The sequence below is a fragment of the Methylobacterium sp. 13MFTsu3.1M2 genome, from assembly GCF_900112625.1.
Taxonomy (GTDB): Bacteria; Pseudomonadota; Alphaproteobacteria; order Rhizobiales; family Beijerinckiaceae; genus Methylobacterium.
The window spans coordinates 114,593-126,982 of sequence record NZ_FOMM01000008.1; the positions used below are offsets into that span (position 1 = coordinate 114,593).

The window sequence follows — 12,390 nt, forward strand, 5'->3', positions numbered from 1 at the left end:
TCCGGGAAACCCGCCGCGGCCCCGCCGTTGCACGGGAGCGGGCGCGTGACGTCCCGCGGCCGAGGAAGAGAGCGGGATTTGCCGGACGCGACCTATCCACCCCTCGACGTGCTCAAGCCGGTGGCCGAGGGCGTCTGGATCGTCGACAGCGGGCCGCTCCGCGCCCTCGGCATCCCCCTGCCCGTCCGGATGACCGTCGTCCGTCTCGGGGACGGATCGGTCTGGCTGCACTCCCCCACGCGCTACGACGCGGGCCTGCACCGCGCGATCGCCGCGCTCGGACCGATCCGCCACCTGGTCGCGCCCAACATCGCCCACTGGACCTTCCTGAAGGACTGGCAGACCCAGTGTCCGGAGGCCCTGACCTGGGCAGCCCCCAACCTCCGCGAGCGTCGCCAGGTCCGCCGCGCCGGCCTGCGCGTCGACCGGGTTCTGGAGGATGCGCCGCCGCCCGACTGGGCGGCGGACCTGCGTCAGGTCGTCGTGCCGGGCGGGTTCGGCTTCCGGGAAGTCGCGTTCTTCCACGGCGCGAGCCGCACGCTGATCCTGACCGACCTCGTCCTCAACCTGGAGCCCGCGAAGATGCCGGCGCTGCTGCGTCCGCTCCTGCGCCTCGCCCGCATGACGCCGCCGCACGGCGAGCCGCCGCCCTACCTGCGCCTCGTGATCAGGCTCCGGCGGCGCGACGCCGCGCGGGCGGCCGCGGATCTCGTCGGCCTGGCGCCGGAACGGGTCGTGTTCGCGCACGGACTCTGGTTCGCCGCGGACGGTGCGGCCCGGCTGCGACGCTCGCTCCGCTGGCTCGGGACGCCGTCCTGAGGATCACCCCGAGGATCACCCCGAGTTTCGCCGTCGCCGCCGTCAGGCCGCGGCGATCAGCTGCCGCATGATCCAGGCCCGGGCCGCCGGAAGGTCCGCGAACAGCGGCGGCCCGAGGGGATCGATCGGGCCGAACCCGGCTTCGAGGAACCACTTCCCGGCATCGGCCCCGTGCTGCGCCGAGAGACGGACCAGGATCGCGACCAGGAACCCGTCGGCGAAGACGAGCTGACTCTCGGCATCGTCGCTGCCGGTCGCGACCTGCACGGCCTGCAGGCTCAGGATCATGCGGCCATCGCCTTCACGACGCGAGCGGGTTGAGGGCATGCGACCGGAGGCGATCGTCGCACCGCGGCGGCGGCGCGGATCTCCGTGCCGGCACACTGATCAATCAGCCCTTCGCCCCGAAGTTCCGGCCTCGCGGCGGTCCGGAACACGGCCGGAACCGCCCGGTTGGCCAACCATGGACCGTTGGCCGCGCGGAGCAGGATCGCAGATGGATGACAGGCAGATGGCCCGCGGGCTGGCTTGGTTCGGGATCGGGCTCGGCCTCGCCGAGACCTTCGCGCCCCGGCGCGTCGCCGCCGCGACCGGCCTCGACGGCCACGAGGGCCTGATCCAGCTCTACGGCCTGCGCGAGATCGCCTCGGGCGCGGCGATCCTGGCTGCCGCCGAGCCGGAGCGGCATCTCGGCCTACGGGTGGGCGGGGATCTCCTCGATGCCGGCCTGCTGGCGGCCCGCGCCACGCCCTCGAACCCGCGGCGCAACCGCACCCTGGCCGCGGCCCTGGCGGTGGCGCCCGTCGTCATGCTGGATGCCGCCATCTGGCTGAGAGCGCGCGACAGGCGCGGCCCATCTCCGGGCGATCCCGGCCGGAGGTCCGGCGCGATCGCGCGATGACCGTTACAAGGGTGGCGACGGGGGTGGCGACGGAGCTGGCGACGGGGGTTTGGCGACGGGAGCGGTGCGCTCAGGGCTGTCCGGGCGCGTCCTTCGCCGGGTCTCCCCCAGAATCGTCCGCCTCGCCTTCCGCGGCGGGTTCGGTCCCCTCGATCGCGCGGGCGAGCTCGGTCAGCACCTCCTCCACCATCGGCGGCCAGGGGGCCCTCTCCTCATCCATCAGGCGGGCCGCGCCGACCAGCGCGGAGATCTGCGCCTCGTAGACCGGGCGGCCTACCAGCTGCGCGTAGCGCACGCGCGCCGCGAGCGCCGTGGCCAGGCGCTGAACCTCCGCGATCTTCGCGCTCGGCGCGCCGCTGCCGTCGCCGTTGCCCATCCGTCCACCCCCTCGGGATCCTCACCGATCCTCATAGGCCATGGCCGGGACACAGTCAGGACCGGCTACCAGGCTTCGAGAATCCGGCCGCCGACGAGCGCGACGACGACACCGACGAGCAGCGCCATGCCGATGTCCCGGAGCGGCGCGGTGATCAAGCCGGCCTCGGGAGCCGGCGGCGACACGTAGCGGGTCAGGCTCTCGGGCAGCGCCGGCGCCGGCGGCACGGGGGCCCTCCGCCGAAGGGCCAGGCGGATGCGGTGCATGGGCGTGATCCCCGGACGACCTCAGGCGGTCTCGACCTGGCGGGGCCCGGCGGCCGCCTGGGCCTTCCGCGCGGACGTCTTCGGCCGGACGAAATCGCCGAGGGGCTTGCAGGTCGGCAGGCCGATCACCTCGACCGACCGGGTCGCGGCCTGGGGCGCCGCATGGCGCGGAACGAGAACCTCCGTCCCGTCCGCACTCTCCGTCTGCCCTTCGCCGAGATCCGGCAGCTCGACGCGATGCCCGACCAGGTACGCCTCGATATCGATGAGGCGGTGGCGCAGCCGCCAGATATCGTTCTCGACGCCGTTGATCTGCACGAGGAGGTCGGAGACGGTGCCCTGACGCGCCGCGATCGCCGAGAGCACAGAGGCCCGCTCGTTCAGCAGCACGGCCTTGACGGTCGGGTTCATGACGTACGCCTCCGAATGTTACAGCACCACGATTCCCCAATTCGGAAGCGAAGACAGTTCTCAAAATGGCTTAGCCGTTACGCCCGAAGGTGAACGGCCGCATTCAGCCGCCGAACGACTCGCGCCGGGGTGCCGATCGCGCGCGGAGGCGGGAACTTCTCGCGCGCGCGTGCGTCAGTTTCGCACAGACCGACGCACGCAGTGCTGGGAGCTTCACATGCGCAGATCCGCGACTCTCGCCATGGCCGCCGCCCTGACCCTGGCCTCCGTCACCGCCTGGGCCGACCCGGTGAGCCAGACGGGCACCGGCGGCGGGCCCGCCACCACCGCCAAGGCGCCCCATACCGCCGCGACCGGCCAGACGGTGCCCAATCCCGGCGCCCTCGGCCCGAACGAGACCGGCAGCATCGAGCGCCGCGACGCCGTCGAGGAGCGCAACGACGCGATTACCCGCGGCATCTGCATCGGCTGCAACCGCTGATAGCGGCGGACCGACGGCTGCAGGGCGTCGGCAAGACCGCGCGCCTACGGCGTCCCGGCCATGACCGCGATTCATGGCCGGGGTGCGGTGGCCGCGGCCGGGGGTTGAAGCCCCGGCCGCCCTGGCCCAAATCAGCGCGCCTCACCGACCATGAACAGGAGTGAACACGTGGCAAACGAGTCTGTCGAACAGGCGGCAGAGAAGACCTATTTCGGCCTGACCCTCTCGCAGCACGCGGACCGGATCCGGAAGCTCGCGACGGAGCGGGGCCTGACCGGGGAGACGTTCGACCGCGTGACCGCGCAGGCCGTGGCGATGATCCCGACCATCAAGGTGACCGACGCCGCCCAGCGGTGAGCCGGGCCGGGCCGATCATCGCTCGGCCCGCAGTCCCTTGAGCATGCGCCGGGCGATGGTCCGCACGGCCTCATCGTCCCGCGCCTCGCCCTCGACCGTATCCCACAGGTGGACGAGGCTGCCCTCGAGTTCGTCCAGCAGCTCCGGGTTCTGCCGCGCCAGGAACCGCATCGTCCCGAACAGGAGATGCTCGGTCGCCATCTCGCGCCGGCGCGCCTCGGTGACGGGATCCGGGTGCGGCTTGGATGTCTGATCGCTCATGGCCGGCCAACGGCTCGCGCGGGCCGCGGTTCGCCGGGCCGTGCGCGGTGCGACGCCGCGGACGGCCCCGAGCCTCGACGACGCACGCGACCGGGAACAGCGCCGGACCGACACGGTTTTCCGGTCAGGAACGGGCGTCCGGAGAGGGCTGACGATGGCCGAGGCGGATCCGCGCAAACCCGGGGACGAGGCCCCGCCCGGCACGCCGGGCACCGGCGAGAACCTGTGCCGGACCTGCGGCGGCACCGGCAAGGTCGCCGACGCGCAGTGCTCCGATTGCCGGGGCAGCGGCACGGTGACGACCGGCATCGGCGGCGCCTGACGCCGTATCACCCGGCACGATCGGCGCGGAGACCGCGACGCGCTCAGCGCCGCAGCGCGCCGAGCCACGCGGTGAGCGGCTCCACGAACGCCGCCCAGGTCCGTGACCACACCGTGCCGGTGCGGGCGTCCGCCGGGCGCGCGCCGGACATCAGGGCCGCCACCAGGGCATCCTCGCGGGCCTTGCACTCGTCGAGGGCGTTGCGCTCGTCGCCGGCGCGGCTCTGCCCCGTCGGCTGATGCCCCGTGGCGTCCCGCAGGCAGCGGTGCCACGCGCGCTCCAGCTCGGCCGGATCGGTGGCTCCGGCGGCCGGCCCCGCAACCGCAGGTCCGGTGGTCAGGAGGAGCATCGCGGACAAGCTGAGCACCGGCATGCGCATGCTCGCTCTATGCCCGATTCGTGCCCCCGAGGGATAGAACGTAGCAGCAACAGTGGCCGCGGCTCGGCACGGCTGGGCTCGGCCGCCGGTCAGCCGGCCCGGCCGTGCCTGGCCACCCGGCAGCCGTGATCCATCAGGTACTCGGCACTGGCCTCAGGCTCCCGATAGGCGAGCAGGATCATCCCGCCCCGCGGATCCCCGGGATCAGCCTCCACCGCCGCGAAGCTCGCGTCGTGCAGGTGGCCCTGCCAGCCCGGCACGCGGGCCAGAGCGGCGAACGGGTTGAACGCCGCGACCGCGTCCGCCGGGACCCGCATGGCGAGGTAGGACACCTTCGCCAGCGGCACCGGGAACGGGGCCCAGCTGTCGCCGACGGCGTCGCCGTGGGCCTTCAGGGCCGCCGTGACGCTCCGGCGCATGCAGTCGAGGTGGATGTGCAGCTGATCCTGGCTGCGGCCGCCCACGGAATTCACCTCCAGGCCCACCGCGGAGGGCGGCAGGCGACCCTGCAGCGCGTCCGACACGTAGTGCCGGGCCGCGAGCGCCGCCCGCCAGTAGGCCGCTCCCCGCGGGCCCTGGAGCACGGGGGCCTCGATGCCCGAGACGCTGTCGGTTGGCATCACCACCGTGTGGGTGGGCTGGCCCGGCGCCCGCAGCACCGCCGTTCCCGGGCGCGCCGCGTCGCCGAGATCGACCGCGAGGCAGCGAAAGCTCCGGCCCGCGGCCTTCTTGGCGAGCACGCAGCCCTGCAGCGCCACCCAGAGCACGTCCCGCACCGGATTGGCCGCGATGGCGGCCGGCATCACCGAGAAGGCGAGAAGGGTCGCGACGACCAGAGTACCACGCATGATCAGATGTTCCGGTCCCCGGCCGTCGTTATGATACGTCGGGCGGCGCGCCATCGTTGTACGCGGCCGCCATCGCCGCGAGGTTACGTTTCCGCGATGCTGAGATCGAACGCGCAGTGGCACGGCCTGATACGGGTCGCGGCCTGGATCCTGGTGGCGCTGATCGCCGCGATCACGCTGGTGCCGATCGGATTCCGCCCGGTGGTCACGGCCAATCCCAGCTACGAGCGCGTCGCGGCCTATGCTCTGGCCGGGCTGCTCATGACGGTGGCCTACCCGCGGCACTGGCTCTGGATCCTGGCGGGCAGCGTCGTCCTGGCCGGCGGCCTGGAAGCCGGCCAGACCCTCACCGGGACCCGCCACGGCCGGTTCGACGACTTCCTGATCAAGGCCGCCGCCGGGCTCGTCGGCGCCCTGGCCGGCCGCCCGCTCGCGATCCTGGCCGACCGCGCCCTCGCCGGCGGCACCACGGCCGGCACCACCCTGGCCGGCCGCGATCTGAGCGACCGCACCTGCGGCTGAGCCGTGTCCGCCGTCGCGCCCATGCCGCCGGCGCATGGCCGCGGCGCCGGTCCGGTGCCGGACGACGGGCCGCGCGCGGAAACCGCCGAGCTTGACCCGCGTTGCTTTCAAGGGGCTCTCACGCGAGGTGCTGCATGTTCGGCGCGGCCAAGCTCACGGGACGGTTCTGGTTCCGCAAGACGTGGACGGGCAAGCTGGTCCTGCTCGTCGAGGAAGAGAGGCCGCGGTGGTTCAGCCGCACCGGCCTCACCAAGCTCCGCTGGCGCGACGCCCGCCTGCTCGATCTGGCCGAGGCGCCGATGCGCACCCTGATGACCCTTGAGCGCAGCTACCGCGCCGACTACGCGGCCGGGCCCGCGCGGGTCCTGCAGGCCGTCATCCCGCCCGGGACGCGGGGCGCGATCGCCACGCCGATCGGGACCGCGGCCAACGCCTGAGCGTCGCCGCGGCGCGAGGGCGCGGGCCGAGCATGGAGGGGCAGGGCTCGGCCCGCCTGTCGTTCGGCTTCTTACCCCCAAAGCCGGAGCGACCCTGTCAGTGACCACGGTCAGGGTTAACGCTTTGTGAAGAGCCCCGCCCGGTCCGGCCGGTCGGCTGCGGCCGAAGGCGCCCGAGGATCCGGCAGTCGGGGTGCCGGCGGGCGAAAGATCCGGCGCGAAATGCGCCACTGATCTATGTTGGTATTCGCCACTCCATTCGGTAGATAACAGGCATAATGGGTTATCTTCGTGCAGATAAGGACTTGACTGTCGAGAAGCGAATGCACGTTCATGGATCACTCACACGTGAGAGGCGCCCATGGAAGATAGCAATCCTGCACCGCATCAGGACCCGATCGATTTCGTCGAGCTGACCGCCGATATTGTTTCGGCTTATGTCGCCAACAACTCCGTTCCGGTTCCCGACCTCCCGTCGCTGCTGTCCGGCGTCCACGCCGCGCTGGCCGGTCTCGGGCACACGACGGTCACGTCGGAGCCCGAATTCAAGAAGGCGACGCCCGCGCAGATCAAGAAGTCGATCACGCCCGACGCCCTGATCAGCTTCATCGACGGCAAGCCGTACAAGACGCTCAAGCGGCATCTCACCGGCAACGGCATGACGATCGAGCAGTACCGGCAGCGCTACGGGCTGCCGCCGGACTACCCGACGACCGCGTCCAACTACTCGGCGATGCGCGCCGAGTTCGCCCGCAACGCCGGCCTCGGCCACAAGCGCCGCGGCCCGGCCGCCAAGCGGAGCGAGCCCGCGGAGACCGTCGCGGCGGAGGCCGGTGCCGGCACGAAGGCTCCCAAGGGCCGCAAGACCCGGAAGGCCGCCGCGGAGGCGTGAGGGCCCCGGCCGCGCGCACCGGCGCGCACTGCCGGCGCCCCGCGCGCCAGGACCTGAGATGACGGGACCGGGTACGGCCTCGCCGGACCCACCCGTCACCTCCCGGCCGGTCCCGGACCGGCGCGCGTCGGAACGACCCCTGCGGCCAGCCGTTGGGCCGGTTGAACGCCCGACCGCGCGACGGAGCCACGCTTGACCCGATCGATCCCCGCCCTCGTCCTCGCCGCCGCCACGCTGGCCGCCCTTCCGGCCGCGGCCCGGGCGCAGGATCGGCCCGGCCCCGGGGCGGCGCCACCGGCCGAGACCGCGCCGAAGCCGGCAGCCGACACGAAGGACCCGGGCAAGACCGCGACGGAGGCCGTCACGCATCCCTCCGCCGTGCCGCCGACGGAGGGCGCGGTCGGCACCGGCAAGCCCCCGGCCACGGGCGACGCCCCGACGACCGGCCGGTAGAGTCCGCCCCCCCCACCCCCAACCCTGTCCGCCCGCCGCCACCCCCGGCCGGCGGCCACATCCCCGTCGCGGCCGAGCCTCGTCCCGGCCGCGCATCGGCCCTGTCGGGCGAGGTGAGCCGGATCATGCGTCCAGACCGGGCCGTTCACGCCGGCCGCGCGCCCATCGTCCGCGCTCGAAACCCGGCACGTCCCTGGTGGCGCCTGCTGCGCCGGCACAGCACCGGCATCGCCGCGCCGGACCCGCGTCTCTGGGCCCTGACCCTGGCGATCGTCGTGGTCGACGCCGTCTGGATGGCGGCGTCCGGGATCGCCGCCGAGCCCCTCGGCTTCACCCTCGCCGGCCTCGCCGTCCTCGTCCTGCTGAGCGCCGCCGCCTGCCTGAGCACGGTGAAGTCCGACCCGCCCCTGCGCGGCATGGCCCTGGCGAGCGCGTTCCTCATCGCCTTCACGGTGCCAGTGGCGGTCCTGCACTTCCTCGCCGCCGGGATCGGGCTGCCCTTCGTCGATCCCGCGCTGGCCCGCATCGAGGCCGCCCTCGGCTTCGACTGGACCGGTCACGTGGCGTTCCTGGCGCGGCACCCGACGCTGTCGTGGTGGCTGGCGCTCGCCTACCATTCGAGCGGCCCGCAGGTCGGGCTCGTGGTGATCGCGCTGAGCGCGACCCGCCGCCTCGGCCGGCTCTGGACCTACATCCGGCTGTTTTCCGCGACGCTGCTGTGCGTGATCGTCCTCGCCGCCCTGCTGCCGGCCCTCGGCCCCTACGCCCACTACGCCCCGCGGGTCGTCCCGTCCGAGCCCCTGGAGACGGTCGGCGCGCTCTGGCACCTGGAGCCGGTGGCGCGGCTTCGGGCCGGCATCCTGCACACGCTGGCCCTCGGTGACCTGCGCGGCCTCGCGACCTTCCCGTCCTTCCACGTGTGCCTCGCGATCCTCACGGCCTGGGCGCTGGCGCCGATGCGGCTCCTCGGCCCCCTGGCCGTCCTGCTGAACGCCGCCGTGATCGTCGCGACCGTCGGGTCGGGCGGTCATTACCTTCCGGACGTGCTGGCGGGCGGTCTCCTGGCCCTCGCGGCCCTGGCCTGCCGCGCCCGGCGGCGCGGGTCGGCGGCCGATCCCGCCGCGCGCGATCCCACCACCCGGAGGATCGAGGCGCTCGAAGCGATCCGGCCCGCCGACGCCTGAGAACGGGTCGGGCCGCGAACATCCCCCCGCCCGGTGGATGGGCCAGGGAGCGGGGAAGGCGCGACGATGACCCGGACCCGGTGGACGATCCGCGGTTCCGTCGCCGCCGCGCGGCTCCGGTCGATGTCCGAGAGGCCCACGGGCGCCGACGGCACCGCCCGGATCCCGCGGCCCCGACGGCCCCGCTTGCCCCCCGACCCCGCGCTCCATAGATCCCGACGATGACGGCACTCCCCTTCGACAACAGCTACGCCCGCCTGCCGGAGCGCTTCTACGCCCGCCGGCCGCCGACGCCCGTGGCGGCGCCGCGCCTCGTCCGGCTGAACCGCGCGCTCGCCGAGGAGCTCGGCCTCGATCCGGACTGGCTCGCCGGCCCGGACGGCGTCGCGGCGCTCGCGGGGAACGCCGTCCCGGACGGCGCCGACCCGATCGCCGCGGCCTATGCCGGGCACCAGTTCGGCCAGTTCGTGCCCCAGCTCGGCGACGGCCGCGCGGTCCTGCTCGGCGAGGTCGTCGACCGGAACGGGCGCCGCCGCGACATCCAGCTGAAGGGCGCAGGCCCGACGCCGTTCTCCCGGCGGGGCGACGGGCGGGCGGCGCTCGGCCCGGTCCTGCGCGAGTACCTCGTCAGCGAGGCCATGGCGGCGCTCGGCATCCCGACCACCCGGGCCCTCGCCGCCGTGACGACCGGCGAGCCGGTGGTGCGCGAGACGCTCCTGCCGGGCGCGGTCCTCACGCGCGTGGCGGCGAGCCACATCCGGGTCGGCACCTTCCAGTTCTTCGCGGCGCGGGGCGACGTCGAGGGGCTGCGGGCGCTCGCCGACCACGTCGTCGCCCGGCACCATCCGGACGCGGCCGGGGCCGGCAATCCCTACCGGGCGCTGCTGGAGGGCGTCGTCGCGGCCCAGGCGGCCCTCGTCGCCCGCTGGTTGCACGTCGGCTTCGTCCACGGCGTGATGAACACCGACAACATGTCGGTCGCGGGCGAGACGATCGATTACGGGCCCTGCGCGTTCCTCGACGCCTACGATCCCCGGACGGTCTACAGCTCCATCGACCGCAACGGCCGCTACGCCTACGGCCAGCAGCCGCGGATCGCGCTCTGGAACCTGACCCGCCTCGCCGAGACCCTGCTGCCGCTCCTCGCCGAGGGCGAGGACGCCGCCGTCGCCGAGGCCGAGGCGGCGCTGGCCACCTTCGCGCCGCGCTTCGAGGCGGCCTATCACGGCGGCCTCGCCCGCAAGCTCGGCCTCGCCGAGACCCGCGACGGCGACGCCGAGCTGGCGGGCGACCTCCTCAAGGGCATGGCCGAGAACCAGGCCGACTTCACCCTGACGTTCCGCCGGCTCTGCGACGCGGCGGCGCGGCCTGAGGCCGACGCGGCCGTGCGCGACCTGTTCGTCGACCCGACGCGCTACGATGCCTGGGCGGCCGCGTGGCGCGCGCGGCTGGCGCAGGAGGCGCGCGACCCGGTCGAGACCGCCGCCGCGATGCGCCGGGAGAACCCGGCCTTCATCCCGCGCAACCACCGGGTCGAGGCGATGATCGAGGCCGCCGTGGAGCGGGACGACTTCGCGCCGTTCGCGACGCTCCTCGCCGTCCTGGCCCGCCCCTACGACGACCAGCCGGACCACGCCGCCTTCGCGGAGGCGCCCGCGGGCGGCGGCGTCGGCTACCGGACCTTCTGCGGCACCTGAGCCCGCGCGCCGCCGGTCAGGACCGCGGCCACGTGAAGATCTCGCGCAGCCCGCCCGCGTGGCGAAACCAGTGGACGCGGGTCGCTGGATTGAAACCGTGATCCTGGTACGAAGTGGCGATCACCGACACGAGAGTCTCGGCCGCCGAGCGGTCGTGAATGTCGTAGGCCAGAAGTTTGGGAGTACCGTCGGTCTCGCGGGTGAGATCGCGAACCAGAATCGAATACGACATATCCCCCCTCCTTTCGACACAAAGCATGTACTCAAGATTATATCGCCAAAGCCAGGATCGTTCGCGGAAGGATCGTGTAAAGGTTAAACAACGTTAACGGGAATGTGTTGATTTGATACGGCCCCGGTTGGACTCGCCGGGCGCGCAGGTCTTCGCGGGGGTCGCGCGGCCCGCGACGCCGAAGCGGTCCGGTGCGGGAGACGCGGCTGTCGACCGGGTTCGGGCACCGAATCACGCCGCGGCGCCGGCCCGAGAGCTGCTCCCGATCGTGTCGCAGCGGTCTGGACGGACGACGATTCCGGCGGAGTCAGTCGCGCCATGCCCCCTCTCCCGTGCGGCACAGGCTCGGCGCGCCTCCGCCTCAACTTGACCGGGACCGGCCCTAGATGTCGGAAGGCGGGCGCCCGACCGGACCGACGGGGCGCAGGGCAGAGCCGGAGGCCATGGTGAAGCGGATCCGGGCGGGGCTCGTCGCGGCAGGGCTCGCGCTGCTGACAGCCCAGTGCGCGCCCACGCCCGGCGCGCCGGCGGCCGGGATCGTCGTCGCCTCCAAGCTCGACACGGAGGGCGGGGTGCTCGGGAACATCATCCTGCAGGCGCTCCAGGCCCGGGGCCTGCCGACCGTCGACAAGATCCAGCTCGGCGCCACCGCGATCGTCCGCCAGGCCCTGATCGAGGGGCAGATCGACATCTATCCCGAATACACCGGCAACGCGGCGTTCTTCTTCGGGAAGGCCGATCTCCCGGTCTGGAAGGACCCGGAGGCGGCCTACCGCACGGCCCGGGACCTGGATCGCGCGGCCAACGACCTCGTCTGGCTGACGCCCGCCTCGGCCAACAACACCTGGGCGATCGCGGTGCGCAAGGAGATCGCGCGGGCCGCGGGCCTGAGGACCATGAGCGACTTCGGCCGCTACGTGGCGGGCGGCGGCGCGATCAAGCTCGCCGCCTCGTCGGAATTCGTGACCAGCCCGGGGGCGCTGCCGGCCTTCGGCCGGGCCTACGGCTTCAGCCTCCGGCCGGACCAGCTCGTCATCCTGGCCGGCGGCGACACGGCCGCGACGATCGCGGCGGCGGCGCGGGGCACCTCCGGCACGAACGCCGCCATGGTGTTCGGCACCGACGGCAGCATGGCGGTCGCGCGCCTCGTCATGCTGGACGACGACCAGGGCGTCCAGCCGGTCTACCAGCCGGCGCCGGTGGTCCGCGGCGCGGTCCTCAAGGCCCATCCGGAGATCGCCGCGGTGCTGGACCCGATCTTCCGCAAGCTCGATCTGGCCACGCTCCGGGATCTCAACGGCCGGGTCCAGATCGGCGGCGAGCCGGCCTCCGCGGTCGCGGCGGACTTCCTCCGGCGGAACGGGTTCGTGCGGTGAGCCGGCCGCGCGGACAGCGCGGCGCGACGCGCCCTCACCGGCGGAGCCGTCCGCCGCCCGCGGGATCCCGCGTCGACAAGCCGGGGCTCCGCCGGCAAGGATGCGCGGCGGGGCGCCCGAGAGCGTCGCGACGCCGGTGACCCGCCTCATGAGACCCGCCGCATTTCCGTCCAGCG

20 protein-coding genes are annotated in these 12,390 nt (G+C 73.5%); 12 read left to right on the forward strand and 8 right to left on the reverse strand.

The features are described from left to right. Positions 1-78: 78 nt before the first annotated feature. The gene (locus tag BM314_RS08835; protein ID WP_091977887.1) at positions 79-819 is read left to right on the forward strand and encodes a DUF4336 domain-containing protein; all 741 of its coding nucleotides are present in this window, start codon (positions 79-81) and stop codon (positions 817-819) included. 42 nt (positions 820-861) lie between these two features. On the opposite strand, the gene BM314_RS08840 is transcribed toward BM314_RS08835, so the two are convergent. Then, positions 862-1,107, reverse strand: coding sequence for a hypothetical protein (locus BM314_RS08840; RefSeq protein ID WP_091676084.1), 246 nt, complete (start codon positions 1,105-1,107; stop codon positions 862-864). Positions 1,108-1,315: 208 nt separating this feature from the next. Here BM314_RS08840 and BM314_RS08845 point away from each other — a divergent pair, with 208 nt between their 5' ends. Next, entirely contained in the window at positions 1,316-1,720 is a 405-nt protein-coding gene (locus tag BM314_RS08845) for a hypothetical protein (RefSeq protein ID WP_020090977.1), read from the forward strand. 70 nt (positions 1,721-1,790) lie between these two features. Here the strand turns inward: BM314_RS08845 and BM314_RS08850 are convergent, their stop codons facing one another. The 3 genes from BM314_RS08850 to BM314_RS08860 form a co-directional block, all read right to left on the reverse strand. Then, positions 1,791-2,096 carry a hypothetical protein gene (locus BM314_RS08850; RefSeq protein ID WP_091676078.1) on the reverse strand — a complete coding sequence of 102 codons (306 nt, stop codon included), beginning with the start codon at positions 2,094-2,096 and terminating at the stop codon, positions 1,791-1,793. Positions 2,097-2,161: 65 nt separating this feature from the next. Next, the gene (locus BM314_RS08855) at positions 2,162-2,362 is read right to left on the reverse strand and encodes a hypothetical protein (RefSeq protein ID WP_020090979.1); all 201 of its coding nucleotides are present in this window, start codon (positions 2,360-2,362) and stop codon (positions 2,162-2,164) included. Positions 2,363-2,383: 21 nt separating this feature from the next. Next, entirely contained in the window at positions 2,384-2,773 is a 390-nt protein-coding gene (locus BM314_RS08860) for a hypothetical protein (protein WP_020090980.1), read from the reverse strand. Between the two features lie 217 nt (positions 2,774-2,990). Between BM314_RS08860 and BM314_RS08865 the strand changes: the two genes are divergently transcribed. Next, on the forward strand, positions 2,991-3,254 hold the full coding sequence (locus BM314_RS08865; protein ID WP_026604594.1) for a hypothetical protein: 264 nt from the start codon (positions 2,991-2,993) through the stop codon (positions 3,252-3,254). Positions 3,255-3,422: 168 nt separating this feature from the next. Then, complete coding sequence (locus BM314_RS08870; protein WP_020090982.1) at positions 3,423-3,611, forward strand: hypothetical protein; 189 nt, start codon at positions 3,423-3,425, stop codon at positions 3,609-3,611. Positions 3,612-3,626: 15 nt separating this feature from the next. Here the strand turns inward: BM314_RS08870 and BM314_RS08875 are convergent, their stop codons facing one another. Further along, the gene (locus BM314_RS08875) at positions 3,627-3,872 is read right to left on the reverse strand and encodes a hypothetical protein (RefSeq protein WP_170868072.1); all 246 of its coding nucleotides are present in this window, start codon (positions 3,870-3,872) and stop codon (positions 3,627-3,629) included. A gap of 154 nt (positions 3,873-4,026) precedes the next feature. Between BM314_RS08875 and BM314_RS30545 the strand changes: the two genes are divergently transcribed. Next, the gene (locus tag BM314_RS30545; RefSeq protein WP_020090984.1) at positions 4,027-4,194 is read left to right on the forward strand and encodes a hypothetical protein; all 168 of its coding nucleotides are present in this window, start codon (positions 4,027-4,029) and stop codon (positions 4,192-4,194) included. A 43-nt stretch (positions 4,195-4,237) separates the two neighbouring features. Here BM314_RS30545 and BM314_RS08880 read toward each other — a convergent pair whose 3' ends face one another. Both BM314_RS08880 and BM314_RS08885 read right to left on the reverse strand, forming a co-directional pair. Next, complete coding sequence (locus BM314_RS08880; protein WP_244491794.1) at positions 4,238-4,567, reverse strand: hypothetical protein; 330 nt, start codon at positions 4,565-4,567, stop codon at positions 4,238-4,240. Between the two features lie 95 nt (positions 4,568-4,662). Next, entirely contained in the window at positions 4,663-5,421 is a 759-nt protein-coding gene (locus BM314_RS08885) for a CDP-diacylglycerol diphosphatase (protein WP_091977966.1), read from the reverse strand. Positions 5,422-5,517: 96 nt separating this feature from the next. Between BM314_RS08885 and BM314_RS08890 the strand changes: the two genes are divergently transcribed. The 6 genes from BM314_RS08890 (at position 5,518) to BM314_RS08915 (ending at position 10,606) form a co-directional block, all read left to right on the forward strand. Beyond that, positions 5,518-5,943: a hypothetical protein gene (locus BM314_RS08890; protein ID WP_091977888.1), complete on the forward strand. Its 426-nt coding sequence runs from the start codon at positions 5,518-5,520 to the stop codon at positions 5,941-5,943. 134 nt (positions 5,944-6,077) lie between these two features. Further along, complete coding sequence (locus BM314_RS08895) at positions 6,078-6,380, forward strand: hypothetical protein (protein WP_020090988.1); 303 nt, start codon at positions 6,078-6,080, stop codon at positions 6,378-6,380. Between the two features lie 361 nt (positions 6,381-6,741). Then, the gene (locus BM314_RS08900) at positions 6,742-7,272 is read left to right on the forward strand and encodes a Ros/MucR family transcriptional regulator (RefSeq protein WP_091977889.1); all 531 of its coding nucleotides are present in this window, start codon (positions 6,742-6,744) and stop codon (positions 7,270-7,272) included. Between the two features lie 192 nt (positions 7,273-7,464). After that, positions 7,465-7,725, forward strand: a complete 261-nt coding sequence (locus BM314_RS08905) for a hypothetical protein (RefSeq protein ID WP_020090990.1) — start codon at positions 7,465-7,467, stop codon at positions 7,723-7,725. Between the two features lie 125 nt (positions 7,726-7,850). Next, positions 7,851-8,909, forward strand: coding sequence for a phosphatase PAP2 family protein (locus BM314_RS08910; protein ID WP_091977890.1), 1,059 nt, complete (start codon positions 7,851-7,853; stop codon positions 8,907-8,909). A 221-nt stretch (positions 8,910-9,130) separates the two neighbouring features. Continuing rightward, positions 9,131-10,606, forward strand: a complete 1,476-nt coding sequence (locus BM314_RS08915; protein WP_091977891.1) for a protein adenylyltransferase SelO — start codon at positions 9,131-9,133, stop codon at positions 10,604-10,606. Between the two features lie 16 nt (positions 10,607-10,622). Here BM314_RS08915 and BM314_RS08920 read toward each other — a convergent pair whose 3' ends face one another. Then, on the reverse strand, positions 10,623-10,838 hold the full coding sequence (locus tag BM314_RS08920) for a hypothetical protein (protein WP_056522883.1): 216 nt from the start codon (positions 10,836-10,838) through the stop codon (positions 10,623-10,625). A 443-nt stretch (positions 10,839-11,281) separates the two neighbouring features. Between BM314_RS08920 and BM314_RS08925 the strand changes: the two genes are divergently transcribed. After that, positions 11,282-12,214, forward strand: coding sequence for a glycine betaine ABC transporter substrate-binding protein OsmF (locus tag BM314_RS08925; RefSeq protein ID WP_091977892.1), 933 nt, complete (start codon positions 11,282-11,284; stop codon positions 12,212-12,214). The last annotated feature ends 176 nt before the right edge of the window (positions 12,215-12,390 follow it).